The sequence below is a fragment of the Serratia sp. BIGb0234 genome (assembly GCF_024809915.1).
Classification (GTDB): domain Bacteria; phylum Pseudomonadota; class Gammaproteobacteria; order Enterobacterales; family Enterobacteriaceae; genus Serratia; species Serratia liquefaciens.
In genome coordinates this window covers 224,957-240,966 of the sequence record NZ_JANUEI010000006.1, presented here as the reverse complement: position 1 = coordinate 240,966, position 16,010 = coordinate 224,957, and the positions used below count along the sequence as shown (strand labels likewise).

Annotated in this window: 20 protein-coding genes and 1 other RNA gene; 9 read left to right on the top strand and 12 right to left on the bottom strand. The window is 52.5% G+C overall.

What is annotated here, in order from left to right:
* Window positions 1–217 precede the first annotated feature (217 nt).
* Both M2407_RS20890 and ykgO read left to right on the top strand, forming a co-directional pair.
* Window positions 218–472 (top strand): type B 50S ribosomal protein L31, encoded by a 255-nt coding sequence (locus M2407_RS20890; protein WP_020825521.1) that lies wholly within the window; start codon window positions 218–220, stop codon window positions 470–472.
* Between the two features lie 12 nt (window positions 473–484).
* Window positions 485–625, top strand: coding sequence for a type B 50S ribosomal protein L36 (ykgO, locus tag M2407_RS20885; protein WP_012005563.1), 141 nt, complete (start codon window positions 485–487; stop codon window positions 623–625).
* A 112-nt stretch (window positions 626–737) separates the two neighbouring features.
* Here ykgO and M2407_RS20880 read toward each other — a convergent pair whose 3' ends face one another.
* The 4 genes from M2407_RS20880 to M2407_RS20865 are packed head-to-tail and all read right to left on the bottom strand — an operon-like array spanning window position 738 to window position 3,351.
* Window positions 738–1,616: a metal ABC transporter substrate-binding protein gene (locus M2407_RS20880; protein WP_020825520.1), complete on the bottom strand. Its 879-nt coding sequence runs from the start codon at window positions 1,614–1,616 to the stop codon at window positions 738–740.
* A 25-nt stretch (window positions 1,617–1,641) separates the two neighbouring features.
* Window positions 1,642–2,499, bottom strand: a complete 858-nt coding sequence (locus M2407_RS20875; protein ID WP_041414279.1) for a metal ABC transporter permease — start codon at window positions 2,497–2,499, stop codon at window positions 1,642–1,644.
* Window positions 2,486–3,208, bottom strand: a complete 723-nt coding sequence (locus M2407_RS20870) for a metal ABC transporter ATP-binding protein (RefSeq protein ID WP_259219466.1) — start codon at window positions 3,206–3,208, stop codon at window positions 2,486–2,488. The genes M2407_RS20875 and M2407_RS20870 overlap by 14 nt, the downstream gene beginning before the upstream one ends.
* Entirely contained in the window at window positions 3,205–3,351 is a 147-nt protein-coding gene (locus M2407_RS20865) for a hypothetical protein (RefSeq protein WP_259219465.1), read from the bottom strand. Before M2407_RS20865 ends, M2407_RS20870 begins: the two co-directional genes overlap by 4 nt.
* 302 nt (window positions 3,352–3,653) lie before the next feature.
* Between M2407_RS20865 and M2407_RS20860 the strand changes: the two genes are divergently transcribed.
* The 3 genes from M2407_RS20860 (at window position 3,654) to M2407_RS20850 (ending at window position 4,797) form a co-directional block, all read left to right on the top strand.
* Window positions 3,654–4,007: a hypothetical protein gene (locus tag M2407_RS20860; RefSeq protein WP_232807758.1), complete on the top strand. Its 354-nt coding sequence runs from the start codon at window positions 3,654–3,656 to the stop codon at window positions 4,005–4,007.
* Between the two features lie 162 nt (window positions 4,008–4,169).
* Window positions 4,170–4,538 (top strand): Hha toxicity modulator TomB, encoded by a 369-nt coding sequence (gene tomB / locus M2407_RS20855; RefSeq protein WP_020825515.1) that lies wholly within the window; start codon window positions 4,170–4,172, stop codon window positions 4,536–4,538.
* A gap of 55 nt (window positions 4,539–4,593) precedes the next feature.
* Window positions 4,594–4,797: an HHA domain-containing protein gene (locus M2407_RS20850; RefSeq protein WP_020825514.1), complete on the top strand. Its 204-nt coding sequence runs from the start codon at window positions 4,594–4,596 to the stop codon at window positions 4,795–4,797.
* Between the two features lie 76 nt (window positions 4,798–4,873).
* Here M2407_RS20850 and M2407_RS20845 read toward each other — a convergent pair whose 3' ends face one another.
* Window positions 4,874–5,806, bottom strand: a complete 933-nt coding sequence (locus M2407_RS20845; RefSeq protein WP_020825513.1) for a LysR family transcriptional regulator — start codon at window positions 5,804–5,806, stop codon at window positions 4,874–4,876.
* 138 nt (window positions 5,807–5,944) lie between these two features.
* Between M2407_RS20845 and M2407_RS20840 the strand changes: the two genes are divergently transcribed.
* Both M2407_RS20840 and M2407_RS20835 read left to right on the top strand, forming a co-directional pair.
* On the top strand, window positions 5,945–7,732 hold the full coding sequence (locus tag M2407_RS20840; protein WP_128864428.1) for an adenine deaminase: 1,788 nt from the start codon (window positions 5,945–5,947) through the stop codon (window positions 7,730–7,732).
* A 164-nt stretch (window positions 7,733–7,896) separates the two neighbouring features.
* Entirely contained in the window at window positions 7,897–9,240 is a 1,344-nt protein-coding gene (locus M2407_RS20835) for an NCS2 family permease (protein ID WP_116691057.1), read from the top strand.
* Window positions 9,241–9,355: 115 nt separating this feature from the next.
* Here the strand turns inward: M2407_RS20835 and ffs are convergent.
* An RNA gene (gene ffs, locus M2407_RS20830) (signal recognition particle sRNA small type) lies at window positions 9,356–9,452 on the bottom strand.
* 157 nt (window positions 9,453–9,609) lie between these two features.
* Here ffs and M2407_RS20825 point away from each other — a divergent pair.
* On the top strand, window positions 9,610–9,924 hold the full coding sequence (locus M2407_RS20825) for an MGMT family protein (protein WP_020825510.1): 315 nt from the start codon (window positions 9,610–9,612) through the stop codon (window positions 9,922–9,924).
* A gap of 65 nt (window positions 9,925–9,989) precedes the next feature.
* Here the strand turns inward: M2407_RS20825 and M2407_RS20820 are convergent, their stop codons facing one another.
* On the bottom strand, window positions 9,990–10,481 hold the full coding sequence (locus M2407_RS20820) for a YbaY family lipoprotein (protein WP_020825509.1): 492 nt from the start codon (window positions 10,479–10,481) through the stop codon (window positions 9,990–9,992).
* 230 nt (window positions 10,482–10,711) lie between these two features.
* Here M2407_RS20820 and tesB point away from each other — a divergent pair, with 230 nt between their 5' ends.
* Complete coding sequence (gene tesB, locus M2407_RS20815) at window positions 10,712–11,575, top strand: acyl-CoA thioesterase II (RefSeq protein WP_020825508.1); 864 nt, start codon at window positions 10,712–10,714, stop codon at window positions 11,573–11,575.
* Between the two features lie 82 nt (window positions 11,576–11,657).
* On the opposite strand, the gene M2407_RS20810 is transcribed toward tesB, so the two are convergent.
* From M2407_RS20810 to glnK, 5 genes are all read right to left on the bottom strand, one after another.
* The gene (locus M2407_RS20810; protein WP_236591376.1) at window positions 11,658–12,257 is read right to left on the bottom strand and encodes a peroxiredoxin; all 600 of its coding nucleotides are present in this window, start codon (window positions 12,255–12,257) and stop codon (window positions 11,658–11,660) included.
* Window positions 12,258–12,315: 58 nt separating this feature from the next.
* Window positions 12,316–13,101 carry an archaetidylserine decarboxylase gene (asd, locus tag M2407_RS20805; protein ID WP_259219441.1) on the bottom strand — a complete coding sequence of 262 codons (786 nt, stop codon included), beginning with the start codon at window positions 13,099–13,101 and terminating at the stop codon, window positions 12,316–12,318.
* Between the two features lie 64 nt (window positions 13,102–13,165).
* Window positions 13,166–13,852 (bottom strand): MOSC domain-containing protein, encoded by a 687-nt coding sequence (locus M2407_RS20800; protein WP_130016234.1) that lies wholly within the window; start codon window positions 13,850–13,852, stop codon window positions 13,166–13,168.
* A 231-nt stretch (window positions 13,853–14,083) separates the two neighbouring features.
* The gene (gene amtB, locus M2407_RS20795) at window positions 14,084–15,370 is read right to left on the bottom strand and encodes an ammonium transporter AmtB (protein ID WP_020825504.1); all 1,287 of its coding nucleotides are present in this window, start codon (window positions 15,368–15,370) and stop codon (window positions 14,084–14,086) included.
* A 36-nt stretch (window positions 15,371–15,406) separates the two neighbouring features.
* Complete coding sequence (glnK, locus tag M2407_RS20790) at window positions 15,407–15,745, bottom strand: P-II family nitrogen regulator (protein ID WP_012005549.1); 339 nt, start codon at window positions 15,743–15,745, stop codon at window positions 15,407–15,409.
* Window positions 15,746–16,010: the final 265 nt, after the last annotated feature.

Genomic DNA, 16,010 nt, shown 5'->3' with positions numbered 1-16,010 from the left:
CGGCGGCCGCACCTGTCGCTAAAATATAAAACGCCCGATGAGGTTCATCGGGCGTTATCCGGCTGAAAAGTGTCAACCTATATCAGGACTAGTCAGCTTCATCTGCTTAATGCAAATCACTCTCATTAATTTCGCTGCGGATGCATTTTGTACTTGATCCGCTCTGCCGTGCAGCGCATAATTATTGTTATAGTATAACATTACATGAGAGTGCATCATGAAAGCAGGTATCCATCCAAATTATCGTACCGTGGTATTCCACGACCTGAGTGCCAATGCCTACTTTAAGGTGGGATCGACCATTAACACCGATCGCACTATTGAGTTGGACGGTGAAAACTGGCCGTATGTCACTATCGACGTCTCTTCCGCTTCGCATCCTTACTACACCGGCAAGCAGAAGGAGTTCTCCAAAGAGGGCAGCACTGCACGTTTCCAGCAGCGTTTTGGCCGTTTTCTTGGCAAGAAGTAAAAGGGAATCAACATGCAGGTTTTGAGTTCATTGCGTTCGGCGAAGAATCGCCATCCGGATTGCAAAGTCGTGCGCCGCAAAGGTCGCATCTATGTGATCTGTAAAACCAACCCGCGTTTTAAAGCGGTACAGGGACGTAAGAAAAAGCGTTAACTTCCGTAGTGTCATCTGTCGCAAAGCCCCGTTGCTGCTCAACGGGGCTTTTTTTATGGAGAAAGCCGAAGTGTCATCAGTGTCCCCGCCATCATAACGGGGACATGAGGGTTTATTTCATACTGCTCAGTAAGGTATCGACATTGTGTTTGAATGCCTGCACGTAGTTCGCTGCCGGCCCCTGCGGTTGGGATAACGCCTCAGGATATAGCTCACCACCGGCTTTTGCCCCGGTCGCCGCAGCAATCTGCTTCACCAGGCGCGGGTCGGTCTGGTTTTCAATAAAGTAGGCGGTCACCTTTTCCTGTTTGATCTGCTTGATCAAACCGGCCACGTCGCTGGCGCTGGCCTCTGCTTCGGTAGAGAAACCGACCGGGGCAAGGAAGGTGACGCCATATTCTTGCCCAAAGTAGCCAAAAGCATCGTGGCTGGTCAGCACCTTACGCTTTTGCTGCGGTACTGCGGCAAACTGCGTTTTGGCCCACAAATCCAGCTTTTGCAACTGTTGGATATACTCTGCGCCGCGCTGGCGGAAATAATTGGCGTCTTCAGGATCGGCGGCAATCAGCGCGTTCATCACGTTTGTGGCGTACTGCACACCATTTTTCATGCTGTTCCAGGCATGAGGATCGGTGATCTCTTTGCCATCGTCTTCCATCTGGCGCGAATTTATTCCCTGCGATGCGGTAATGACCTGCCCTTTATACCCCGAGGCGCTAACCAGCCGATCGATCCAACCTTCCAGGCCTAAACCACTGACGAACACCACGTCGGCCTGTGACAGCACCTTGCTGTCCTTAGGCGAAGGCTCAAAGCTGTGCGGATCGCCGTCCGGCCCCACCAAGGTGGTGACCTTAACGTGCTCCCCCCCTACCTGCTTGACGATATCGCCCAGGATGGAAAAACTGGCAACGGCATCTACGGTTTTCGCCATCGCCAACGGGCTGGACAGCAGAGCAGCGACTGCCAGCGTAATAGGTAAACGTTTCATACTTTCTCCTTGCACATGACACTTCTCAACGGCGCGCCAGGGAAAAGATCCCCCCACGCGTCCCAAACAGAATCGACCCAAAAAAGATCACGCTGGCACTGAGCACAATAGCCGGGCCGGCAGGCAACGAGGCGTAATACGACCACTCCAGGCCGATCAAACTCGATAGCATGCCGATGCCCATCGCCACCGCCAACGTATGTGGCAGATTACGGGCCCAAAAACGTGCGCTGGCGGCAGGCAGCATCATTAGCCCTACCGACATCAAGGTGCCGAGGATTTGGAAACCGGCCACCAAATTGATCACGACCAGCGCTAAAAATAACCCGTGGATCAGTGCTAACCAGCGCGGGGCGCTAACGCGTAAAAAGGTCGCGTCGAAAGACTCAATCACCAGAGCGCGATACAACGCCGCCAGCGACAAAAGTGAAAAACTGGCTATCGCCCCGACCATGAAAATGGCGTGCGTATCCACGGCAAGGATCGAGCCGAACAGCACGTGCAGCAAGTCGACACTAGAGCCACGCAAGGAGACAAGTGTGACTCCCAGCGCCAGGGATCCCAGATAGAAACCGGCAAAACTGGCATCCTCTTTCAACGGCGTTCGACGACTGACAAGCCCGGACAGCATGGCCACGGCGAGCCCGGCGATAAATCCCCCCACGCCCATCGCCACCAGCGACATACCGGAAATCAAATACCCTATCGCGGCACCTGGCAGCACCGCATGCGACAGTGCATCACCCACCAGGCTCATGCGCCGTAGCAGTAAAAAAACGCCCAAAGGTGCGGCGCTGATCGACAAGGCAAAGCAGGCCACCAGCGCACGCCGCATAAAACCGAAGGAAGCAAAGGGATCAATTAATGTCTCAAGCAACATCACTGCGCCCTCCTCTGCTGCACAGCGGAGCGCTGGCAATATTTAACGCAGGAATATGTTCCAACACGCTGTCGGCTTTACCCCAGTGGCAACACTCTGCGGTCAGCAACAGCGCCTGTGGGAAGTGATTCGCCACCATCGACATATCGTGCAATACGGCAATTACCGTTTTTCGTTGTTGATGCAAACCTGCGATCACCTGAAGCAATAACTGAACGGTGGAACTATCGATGCCGGTAAAGGGTTCATCCAATAAAATAAGCGGTGCCTGCTGCACCAATAATCGGGCAAACAACACCCGCTGAAGTTGGCCACCGGATAACTCGCCGACGGGAGTGCTCGCCATAGCGGTCATGTTTACCCTGTCCAGCGCCTCGCTAATCTGCCGCTTCGCGTGCTTATTCAACCCACCGAACATCCCACTGGTCGGCCAGCTCCCCATCGCCACCAGATCGCTCACCAGGATCGGAAACTGGCGATCCAGTTCCGCCTGTTGGGGTAAATACGCCATACGCGGTAATTTGTTGCCGCTAAAACGTAAGTTCCCGCCCTGCAGCGGTAAAAGCCCAGCCAGTGTTTTCAGCAACGTAGACTTACCTGCGCCGTTAACACCAACCACGGCGGTCAGCGATCCCACGGCGAAATGCCCGCTAAGTGGGGGAAACAACGGCGTTCCGCCATAGCCGATGACGGCTTTTTGTAGCGTTATCATGGCAACACTACCGCCCAATGGATGCCCAACCAGAGTAAGCCGAGCAGCAAAGCGGCAATACCGCAGCGCAGGCCTGCGGAAGCGGTGAACAGCGAGTTCAATGACGGCAGATCGCCATCTTGTGGTGTGGATGTCAGTTTCATGGCCAAACGAGAGAGAATTTATTGTTACAATATAACATCACAATCACTTCTGTGACTCAAGTACCCTCTCAGTGATTAATGCAACCGAACGTAACAATAAAGTGATACTAGCGTTGACCAGCGCCATTTTTGGAACACCAGCGGAACTCTTTCAGGGATATACTGAGAAACGTCAGGGTTATTAACCGGTAAACAACGTTGAGTTACTGTAAAAAAGCATCTGGTTAACGAAAAGTTTACCGACGTATGGATGAAAAAGGAGTAAGATTAATAGATAGGATCGCTATACGGTCAGGCATTAAATGCAGGTAACTCTTAGCTACAGCACAATGATAGAAGCACTTTCTGTTAAAAAACTAAAGAAAGTGATTAACGATAGAATGTCAGAGTTGGTGCCGGCATTGACCAGCGGCTTGAGTTTTTATTCAGAAAACGCACGGTATAGTGAAGGTTCATTAGAAATACTTGATATTCATAAATTGAGCGACCACGAGTATTCAATGAGTTACCGCTATAAATGGACAATTTTCAACGCCTGTCTGGATATCAACGCCGAGGAATACATCAACGAAAGCGTGATTTTTAGCGTGACTGAATCGAGCTTGTGCTTTGACATCATTGATAACTCCCGTCCATCTACTGCAGATGAATTGTAAGTTTACGTAATAACAGCAGGCCAGACGTGGAGAAATGATTTATATTCATTATATAGGAAGTTTATTTTATCACCGTCATTAAGCTACCTCTGTCCATGATGTAAATCAGCTTACTCACAGAGTGTTATCAACACCGAAATTAAGACTTACGGAGGGGATGATATGGATGAGTATTCGCCTAAAAGGCACGATATTGCTCAGCTGAAATTCTTGTGCGAAAATTTGTATGATGAAGGCATAGCCACGCTGGGCGACAGCCACCACGGCTGGGTGAACGACCCAACGTCTTCCGTCAACCTCCAGCTTAATGAGTTGATTGAACATATTGCTTCGTTTGTGATGAGTTATAAAATTAAATACATGGACGAAAGTGATTTATCGGAGTTAGTCGAGGAATATCTCGATGATACCTACACGCTGTTCAGCAGTTACGGTATCAATGATTCCGATCTGCGTCGCTGGCAAAAAACCAAGGCGCGATTATTCAGAATGTTCTCAGGAGAGGGCATCTGTACGACAATGAAATCTTAGGGGATAATTATCCCTAAATTATTCTATTCTACGGTTTATAACACCAAAGGTTATCATGACTAAAACTGATTATCTGATGCGTTTACGTAAATGCACCACTATTGACACCCTTGAACGCGTTATTGAAAAAAATAAGTATGAGCTTTCGGATGACGAATTGGAGCTGTTTTACTCTGCAGCTGACCACCGTCTGGCTGAGCTCACCATGAATAAGCTCTACGATAAAATCCCAACGGCCGTTTGGAAGTTCGTACGTTAATCAAGGCTCGAGATGCGTTGAGCCGATAGACTATCGGCCTCAATGTCAGGCAAATTCTCGTATTTATCTCATTGACTTACTGCACTTTCATCCGCCGTTGAAAATCCTGTAATAACAATTGGAAACAATCCTCAATTAATGCCGGGTGATTTCTGTGTGCACTGCGCATTAATGCCACGGTACGGCTAAGCATCGGTTGCTGCAGTTGAACCACGGTTAATTCATCGTCTTTCAAATGGGTGGTGTAAAGCTGAGGTAAAATAGCGACCGCTAATTCCGAACGTACCAATCCGTATAACGTCTCCAGAAAATCGACCTGGTAGCGTGCGATTAAATTCAGACGGTGGCTTTCTGCCAATGCCAGTACCAGCCGGCTGATATTTCCCTTGGAAAAAACCGCAATATCACGCCGGGCTAATTGCCGCCACGGCAGATGATGTGATTCAGCCAAAGGGTCATCACGGCGCATAACCACCACAAAGGGATCTTCCTGCAGCGGATATATCTCCAACGACTCCGGCACAGAACTATCGAGCGCCCCAATACCAAAATCAATCATGCCGTTCTCTAATTGCAGCAGCAGAGAATCATTAGTTTGATCGTGAAATTCTACCCTCAGCCGTGGAAAGTTCGCCGCCAGCAGCTGTGGCACGGCCGGAAACAACAGCCGGCTGACCGAAGGTACCAACCCGATGCGCAAGGTCCCATCTCCCCCCGCCAACATAATGCGCTGCATATCGTCAAAGGACGCCTGCGCCACATTCAGCAGCCGCTCGGCATGCGGCAGAATTGCCGCCCCCTGTTCGGTCAACGTCACCGCGGAAGCCGTGCGATTCACCAATTTTCCACCCAGCACCAACTCTATCTGTCGCAGCGCGCTACTCAGTGCCGGTTGGCTGATCGCCAAACGGTTCGCGGTATCGGTAAAATGCCGTAGCCGCGCCAGAGTAACGAAATATTGAATCTGCTTCAGAGACAGCGCGGGCAAGCGGCGCCAGGGTTCAGACATGTCAGGTTTCCATTCGCCAACCAAGTAAACGTTTGCGACAGCATAAACGTTTCTTATCAGGCAATAAATTAAATCATCTGTGCAAAGCCTGCCCGCCCCCCTAGAGTAACAACCCTGTCATCATGCCGGGTAATTACCATGACCACTCATTACACCAGCGCGGGCGAACGCCAACGCGCGGTGAAGGCCGCATTAGGCCAACTTCCTTTTGATTTGCTGCTGACAAACGCTGCGCTGGTCGATATGGCCACCGGTGAAATCCGTAACGCTGATGTCGGCATCGTCGGCGCACTGATTGCCAGCGTTCATCCCTGTGGCAGTATGACCGAAGCCCTTCAAACGCAAGACTTGGCCGGCGCATATCTGAGCCCCGGCCTGATCGACACCCACGTACACGTTGAAAGCTCGCACCTGCCGCCGGAAAAATACGCCGAAATCGTCGTTGCCCAAGGCACCACTACCATTTTCTGGGATCCACACGAACTGGCCAACGTGCTCGGCGTTGAGGGTGTGCGTTACGCGGTCGACGCCAGCCGTGGTCTGCCGCTCAGGGTGATCTGTGCGGCACCGTCAAGCGTCCCTTCCACTCCAGGTTTGGAAATGTCCGGCGCTGATTTCGGCGGCCATGAAATGGAAACCATGTTGGCCTGGCCGGAAGTCGGCGGGGTTGCCGAGGTGATGGACATGCACGGCGTACTGAACGGCAGCGAACGCATGCTGGATATCCTCAACGCCGGGCTGAACAGCGGCAAGTTGATCGAAGGTCACGCACGTGGGCTAAGCGGCGCTCAGCTTCAGGCCTATCTGGCCGCGGGCGTGACGTCCGACCATGAGCTGACCTCCGGTGCCGATGCGCTGGAGAAACTACGCGCCGGACTGACGCTGGAGATCAGAGGATCTCACCCTTACCTGCTACCCGAGATCGTTGCGGCACTAAAAACGTTGCCACACCTGTCCTCGCAGGTCACCGTCTGCACCGACGATGTGCCGCCGGATATGCTGCTGCAAAAAGGCGGAATTGTGGCGTTACTCAATATGCTGATCGAACAGGGGATGTCGGGAACCGACGTATTGAGGATGGCGACGCTTAACGCCGCTATTCGCCTGCAACGCAACGATCTGGGCTTGATTGCCGCGGGCCGCATTGCCGATCTGGTGGTCTTTGATTCGCTCACTCAACTGAGTGCGCGGCAGGTCTACGTCGCAGGAAAGCTGCTGGCGCAGAACGGAAAAATGCTGACACCGCTCAGTGCAAACCCGAAAGTGACGGTGCCGCGCGATACGCTGCGGCTCCCGCCACTGACTCCCGCAGATTTCATATTGAAAGTCCCGGCGATCCGCCACGGTAAAGCCACCCTGCGCCACATTAAAGGCGCGCGTTTTACCCAGTGGAACGAAACCACCGTCGAGGTTCGCGACGGCGAAGTGCAGATACCGGATGGCTTTAGCCTGATCTGGGTGAAACATCGCCATGGTCGCCATCAGGCTACCCCGCAACTGGCACTGTTGGAAGGCTGGGGGGAACTGCGCGGTGCCATCGCCACCAGCTACTCACACGACTCGCATAATCTGGTGGTTCTGGGCCGTAACGCAACCGATATGGCGCTGGCGGCCAATGCCCTGATCGCCTGCGGTGGCGGCATGGCCCTAAGTCAAAACGGGGAAATTCTGGCTCAGGTGGCGATGCCGATTGCCGGCATGCTTTCAGATTTGCCTGCCGCGGAACTGGCACAACAATTTAAAAAACTGCGCGATCTGAGCGCACAAATCGCCGATTGGGAACCGCCCTACCGGGTTTTCAAGGCAATCGAGGGCACCTGTCTGGCGTGTAACGCCGGGCCGCACCTGACCGATCTCGGCCTGACCGACGGCACCACGCGCCAAATTGTCGAACCACTGATCGCCTGCTGGGAAACCCCGGCGTAAAAATAATCATAATAACAATATATACCCTATGGATTTCTAGTTGCAGCTAGACAGGCACGCTCACTCATCCTCAGGCGCTTACTCAAGTAAGTTACTGGGGTAAGTGAGTGTTGCCAACAACGCTGCGGCTTGAAATACGACGGGTAGCAACGGAGATTGTCTATATGGCTGAGAATTCAGTAAATGCTCCAACACCAGGGGGCTGGCTGCAACGGCGTTTTCAACTGCATGCGCGGCAAAGCAATGTCAAAACCGAATGCCTGGCCGGTATCACCGGTTTTCTGGCTGCGGCCTATTTGTTGGTGGTAATCCCCGGATTGCTGGCCATCGGCGGCATGGATAAGGGCGCGGTGACCACCGGCACCATTCTGGTGTTTGTGATCGGCAGCTTGCTTATGGCGTTTTACGGTAATCTGCCGTTTATCGTTGGCCCAGGGATCGGCGGTTCGGTGTTGGTCGGCGTGACGTTGGCGGGCAGCGAAGGCATAGGTTGGCAGATTGGGCTGGGTATCGCCTGCTGGTCCGGCATTTTGTTTTTTGCCCTGACTCGTCTTGGGCTGCGCGAGGTGGTTACCCGCTCGGTACCGCAGTCCATCAAGCTGGGGCTAACCGCCTCTATCGGATTATTTGTTGCGGTGCTGGGGTTCCGTAACGCCGGGCTGGTACTGGCCAATGCCAAATCCAATGCGCTGATGCTGGGTGACTTCACGGCACCCGGTGCGTTGATCGCCCTGTGCGGTCTGTTTCTGGCCATTGGCCTGCAGGCTCGACGTATCCCGGGCGCGATTTTGTGGGCGATCCTGGTCGCAACTCTGGTGGGTATTCCATTCGGCGTCACGCACCTTCCAGCCAGTCTGATGGCAATGCCACACTCATTGGCCCCTGTGCTCGGCCACGTCGATATGATTGGTGCACTGAATATCGCCTTCCTGCCTTACCTGTTTGTCTTTTTCGCCTCGGAGTTTTTCTCCACCATGGGCACCACGCTCGCCGTCGGCGGTGAAGCCGGGTTACTGGACGAGCACGGCAACATGCCGCACATCAACCGGCCGTTTATGGTGGACTCGATCGCAGCGGCTCTCGGGCCCTGGGTCGGCATTCCAGCCGCCACGGCGCTGATCGAATCGTCAGCCGCTGCCGAAGCCGGTGGCAAGACTGGATTAACGGCGCTGGCGGCAGCCATCATGTTCTTGCTGATGCTGCTGTTTACCCCCATTGCCCTGATGATCCCGAAAGAGGCTACCGCACCGGCATTGATCCTGATCGGCCTGAATATGTTCAGTGGATTGCGCAAAGTCGATTTGGCCAACTTTACCGACGGCCTGCCGGTGCTGATGATGGTAATGATCACGCTGATTGCCAACAGCTTCGGCACCGGTATCGCAGGTGGGCTGCTGTTTTACATCATCATCAAGGTGATTGCCGGCAAATGGCGTGAAGTCCCGGTCGGGCTTTACCTGTTGGCTATCCCGCTGGCGTACTATTTCGCTACGCTGGTGAAGCACTGAGGTGAATTGCTGGCGAGCAATCGGCGCCGGCAGTTTTCCTGCAGCGAGATTTTTACGGCGATAGTAAATACGAGAGAGTAGTGAAAGAATGATACGGCGCTGAAATTGGTGGAGGCCCTGCCAGCTACATCCCGGCACACACGTCACCTGCTGCGGCTGCTTCCTTCCGGATCTGACCGAGTTCACAAGTTAGTGTTGCGGGAGAACCAACAGGGCCCCCATTGACGGCTTCTGGTACTGCGAAGCGGTGGGCATTATCGGTGATGGCCAGCCAAATAGCAAGCCAACCGGGGCCAACCGCTGTTTTCTTACCCACCTCGGCTGTGGCACACTTTGATCTTGAGATTTCGCCGCAGCAGGAACACAGAAATGGAATCAGAAGACGCCTCATTCAGCCAGCGGGTGTTTCACATCGTGGCCGCCATTCCTTATGGCAAAGTGACGACCTACGGTGAGGTAGCGCGTCTGGCCGGTTCACCACGTGCGGCACGTCAGGTGGGCGGCGTATTGCGTCGCCTACCGGAAGGCAGCAGCCTGCCCTGGCATCGGGTGATTAACCGGCACGGGCAGATTTCGCAGCAGGGCGAGGACTTCCAACGCCAACGTCAGGCATTGCTTGGGGAAGGGATCGTTTTTGGCGCCCACAGCACGGTGGATCTGTTGGTTTACGGCTGGCGCTGGTGATAAAAAAACAGCCTTTGGCCGGAGCGCAAAGGCTGTTAATAGCTTACTGCTTCAGGACTACCGGATTACGGCATCGCCGTTGGCGTTGCCTGAACCGGAATGCCTTGCACCGGAACCAGCAGCAGGTCGGCACGGGTGCCGTTACGGTTCACCACTTCCTGGATTGTGTCGGTAATAAAGATCAGCTGCCCATTAACCGTGATTGCCGCGCTCAGGATAATACGCGCATTAGGCTGAATATCAGCCGGGTTGAACGGCAATACAAAATTAAACGGCGCCTGCTTGCCGTCGGTACGTACCGCACGCTGGGCGATCACTTTAGACGGAGCGTCCGCCAGTGAAGCATCAGAGAGCGTGACGGTCAGTATCGCATCCGGCGGCAGCGCAATGCGCTGGCGAATGTTAACCGAACCAGTCACCGCCGGGCCCTGAATCTGCGTTTGTGCAATCGCCGCGCTTCCCGCCGTTGGAGTAGGCACATTGCCACTCTTCTGGGCACAGCCAGCCAGAGTGAGGGTTAATGCTGCAGCTCCACCTACGATTTGCCAGAGTTTCATGGATCGGTCTCCTTTTTTATTATCAACACGTTGGTGGCTTCCACCACCCCACTCATTAAAGTTAGCACAAAACACTGAAAAATCCATTTAACACTGCCTATTAATCACTTACCCCCCTAATAATGTTCAGTATTCAGCCAATTTTCTCTGTGCCATAACGCAATATATTGACGTCTTACCGTGATATTCCGCACACTGAGCAAAATGATTATTATAAGGGTAGTAACTTTATGAGCCAGGCACTGCAAAACCTCCTTGATCTGCTGGATCTGGAGAAAATCGAAGAAGGGTTGTTCCGCGGCCAAAGCGAAGATCTGGGGCTACGTCAGGTATTTGGCGGTCAGGTGGTTGGTCAGGCACTTTATGCCGCCAAACAGACGGTTCCGGCAGAGCGAAGCGTACACTCGTTCCACAGCTATTTTCTGCGTCCAGGCGACAGCAGCAAGCCGATTATCTACGACGTGGAAATCCTGCGCGACGGTAACAGTTTTAGCGCCCGTCGCGTCAGCGCCATTCAACATGGCAAGCCGATTTTCTATATGACCGCCTCTTTCCAAAGCCCGGAAGAAGGGTTTGAACATCAGAACACCATGCCGGATGTGCCGCCGCCGGAAGGACTGATGTCCGAATCGGACATTGCCCAAAAGTTGTCGCACATGCTGCCGGATAAAGTGCGTGAAAAGTTTATCGGCCAGAAGCCGATCGAAATGCGCCCGGTCAAATTCCACAACCCACTGAAGGGCAGCGTGGAAGAGCCGCACCGCTACGTTTGGTTCCGCGCCAACGGCACCATGCCGGACGATCAGCGCATCCACCAATATTTACTGGGTTACGCGTCAGATTTTAACTTCCTGCCGACGGCGTTGCAGCCTCATGGCGTAGGCTTCCTGGAGCCGGGCATGCAGGTGGCGACAATTGACCACTCAATGTGGTTCCACCGCCCTTTCCGCATGGATGACTGGTTGTTGTACGTGGTCGAAAGCACCTCCGCTTCCGGTGCCCGTGGATTTGTGCGCGGGCAATTTTATACCCGTGACGGCGTTCTGGTTGCCACTACGGTGCAGGAAGGCGTCATCCGCCAGCGCGAAGCCTAAGCAATTCACCCTTCAATGGAATTGCCAGTCAGGTTGGCTGGCATTTTTGCTTTGTGCCTTCACAAATGGGCGGGGCTCCTGCTCAGTCAAGGGTTCCCGGTGCCAAATCCGGATGGTCTTTCAGCCACCCGATGACCTCAGCGGCCGCTCTGTTCGCGGGGAAAACAGGATAGAACACATGTTCAATCGTGCCATCCCTGATGATCAGCGTTAAACGCTTAATCAGCCGCATGCCTTCCACGTTCATCGTGGGTAAACGCAAGGCGTCGACCAATGCAAACTCAGCATCGCTCAAGATGGGGAAAGTCAGCCTGAGGCGGTCAGACAGCTCTCTCTGATAATCCGTGGTTTGCGTGCTCAACCCAAAGATCCTGATCCCGAAGGTGGTAAACACCTCCTTTTCGGCCTGAAAAGATAAAGTTTGCGCTGTGCAGCCACGGGCTCCGGGGATAGCGTCCCAACCTGCCGGCAGATTGCCGTGGGGCTCGCCGGTCCTCGGATAGGCATAAACAACCGTTCGCCCCGGCAAGATAGACAAGTCTACCCTCTCACCAAACGTTGAGTGAAAACGCAGGGCCGGCATCGGCATACCGACCAGGTGATCGGCCGCACCGTCATCCACCGGGCATGGCAGGTCGTCTGGCAATAACGCGGGATTGCCCATGTGATGTGTATTCGCCATGCTCTGACTCCCTATTCAAATGAAAATACTTCCTCATCGTTCGGCGAAGAGTTAACGCTTACTTTTTCATCACGGTGACAAAAGCATCAGAAAACTCAACCCTATCCCCTTGATTTACACTACTGAAATCGAGATCCCAGCAGGAATCAAACAGAACTATGACTGTTGACCCCATAGTGAAATAGCCTATCTCCTCGCCCTTCTTGTAAAACAAACAATCATTATAAAAAGACTCATGGGTGTAGAGCCGGTTATAGTTGACCTTTCCTCCCCAAGCCGTGACTATCCCCCCCACCATAAATTCGCCTACAAAAATAACGGACATCCTGCCATGCTCCGTCATAAACTCACAAATCAGTCGTTCATTACCCACATATAATTCTTTATTATTTTTTACATTCTTCTCCCTGACCGATTTAAAATCTCCGGGACAATAAATAGTATTAATCAAGAAACCGTCGAACGGCATATGTACCCTGTGATAATCCTCCGGCGCCAGGTATATATTCGCAAAACGGCCGCCATTGTAGCCCTGCGTCATTTCATTATTAAAACCAAACAGCCTAAAGATGGAATACTCAACCCCCTTGGCTTGCAGTAACGTATTCTCTTTTGTCTCGCCATGGGCCCCCATACGCCCATCACAAGGCATACAAAGCTCCGTTGAATTCAATAAATTGATTTTATTCTTTATTTCTTCGCTGAGCTCTCTGCAAAAAAAATCCTGGAAGCTGCTGTAGTCCTTGATGTTCTTCTTCTGGTAACGTGACAGATCGATTGACTTTGCCTTGCACAGGATAAAAATAAAAATATAGTGAGCGTTAAAAAAACTGGCTTCACTCATCCGCTTCCCAATTTTGAATAGGTTTGTACGTAGCAGCGATAAAAAATCAACGTACCCTTTCATTTTAATCCTTTTTTCCATGCAATCTTGGCGACCAATCTTCAACAGCCCCAGTGAGCAATCTTTTCATAAACAATTTCCGCCAAGAGGCAACCAAGGGTAATTCCAACATACTGGTCAGGGTTTCTTCATCAAGAGATTTGGTAAAAATAACTTTCATTATCTCCTGCAAACTCCATTTATCATTGGTCCTGTTAATCAAGGTAATTTCATCGCCCAAACCGACATTTCCCTGCTGAATCACCCTGAAATACCAACCGGTGCGGTAGTTAATTTGTAGCATTTCCGAAAAATAGGGAATGTCGAATCTGTCATTTAACTTCCAACAGGGTAATCGACCTTGTGAAACCTCCACTACTGCCGTCCCTATGCTAAAAATGTCGCCGACAAAGACCTGGCTTTCATCCAAACCGATAGTGCTAAAATTCTCGCCAAATGCGCCGGCATTCTCGAAAAAGGGACAGTCGGGAAATTCTGCCTTCCACTTTTTATAATGTTCCAATGGATAAACGTGTACCGCTTTTTCGGGCCCGCCATGTACCTTCAGGTCGCCGATCTCATCACCCTCAATGCCTTCATACCCTACTGAAACCAGATGATTAACCTCTTTTTTGAATATGCCGGTAAAGCTGTCAGGACGAGTGAAAGGAACCACTTTTCCTAGGTAAACAGAATTCACTATTCCTTTCATCGTTATCTCCCACTTAATACGTATTAATACAAACAAATAAAACAAACAGTACAAACCAAGGCCATTATAGAAAAAGCACTTGATAATGCAATTAATATAAGGTCAATAAAAACAGTGCATTACTTAAAAAGGGGGAATATCGTTAAAAAAGAAAAAGGGCGATGTCTCCATCGCCCTTTCTGCATCATCATTATTTTTCGAGTTATTTAGCGCACTGCCCTTCTTCAAGGCTTATTGGTTATAGGCACTCTCACCATGGCTGTTGACGTCCAGACCTTCGCGCTCCTGCTCTTCCGGTACGCGCAGCCCGACGATAGCACCTGCCACTTTGAAGGCAATGAAGGCGGCCACTCCAGACCATACCAGCGTGATCACCACGCTCAACAGTTGGATCCATACCTGATGTCCCATGGTAACGCCTTCTGCGTACCCGGTTCCGCCCAGCGAGGCGGAGGTGAACACGCCGGTCAGCAAGCAGCCGACGATGCCGCATACGCCATGTACACCGAACACATCGCAGGTATCGTCCACTTTCAGCCATTTCTTCAGCGTGACCACGCCCCACAGACCGGCAATGCCACCGACCAGGCCGATAATCAACGCCCCGCCAACCCCTACGGTACCCGCAGCAGGCGTGATGGCAACCAGCCCGGCGATACAGCCGGAACAGGCCCCCAGCAGAGAAGGTTTACCGCGCACAATCCACTCGGCAAAAGTCCAGGAAAGAATAGCGCCTGCGGTTGCCACTACGGTGTTCAGGAAAGCCAGGGCCGCAATGCCGTTAGCCGCGCTGGCAGAACCGGCGTTAAAGCCGAACCAGCCGATATACAGGATAGAAGCGCCGGTAAATACCATCGGCAGGTTATGCGGTTTGAAAGCTTCCTTACCGAAACCAGCACGCTTGCCGAGCAGATAAGCGCCCACCAGGCCGGCACTTGCCGCATTGATATGCACCACGGTGCCGCCGGCAAAGTCCAACGCGCCATCAGCGGCCAGGAAGCCACCGCCCCACACCATGTGGGCAATCGGCAGGTAGGAAATGGTGAACCAGATAGCGGCGAAAATCACTACCGCCGAGAAGCGGATACGCTCGGCAAAGCCCCCTACCACCAGCGCGACGGTGATACAAGCGAATGAACACTGGAACGCTACGTGGATCATCTGGCTAAAGGTCCCGGTGACGCTGTCAATGCCAATGCCTTTCAGCATCGCCGTCTGGAAACCACCGAAGAAAGCATTACCTTCGCTGAACGCCAGACTGTAGCCATAAAGCACCCACAGAACACACACCAATGCGAAGGTGACGGTGACCTGGGTCAGCATGGAGAGCACGTTTTTGGAGCGCAGCAAACCACCGTAAAACAGAGCGACACCCGGCAAGGTCATGAACAGCACCAAAGCGGTGCAAATCATCATGAAGGCGTTGTCGGCCTTGTCTGCGACCGCCGGAGCGGCCAGGGCCAAAGAAGGAACCATGGTTACCGTACTCAGGCCCAACATGGATAAAAGTTTTTTCATTATCAATCCATCCCCATTACTTTACTGAGCCTGTGATTACAGTGCTGCTTCGTCTGTTTCGCCGGTGCGAATGCGAATGACACGTTGCAATTCGGCAACGAAAATTTTGCCGTCACCGATTTTGCCGGTGTACGCCGCTTTACTAATCACATCAACCACTTCATCCAACTGATCGTCGGCGATAGCGATGTCGATTTTTACTTTAGGTAAAAAGTTGACGCTGTATTCGGCTCCGCGATAGAGCTCAGCGTGCCCCTTCTGGCGACCAAAGCCTTTTACTTCGCTTACGGTCAGCCCCTGAATGCCTACAGAGGATAGGGCTTCACGCACGTCCTCCAGCTTGAATGGTTTAATCACCACGGTCACCAGCTTCATATTGCCCCTCCACGAATTAAGCCCAAACTCACCCCGGTACGAGACTTATAAAGCAAAGGCTATGCCACAAATGGTTTTGTACGCGGATTCAGCAAATTAACCGGCAGGATGGGGATCTGGCATGCGACGAGCGACTAACAGCACGCGACCAACTGATAGGCTGATTAAATATTGCGCACTAATTTGGTGCGTAGCGCGTCGAAAAAGTGCAGCGAGAGGGATTTTAAACGGGCTTGTGCCTGTTTGTGGTGCGTGGCGACAAAAG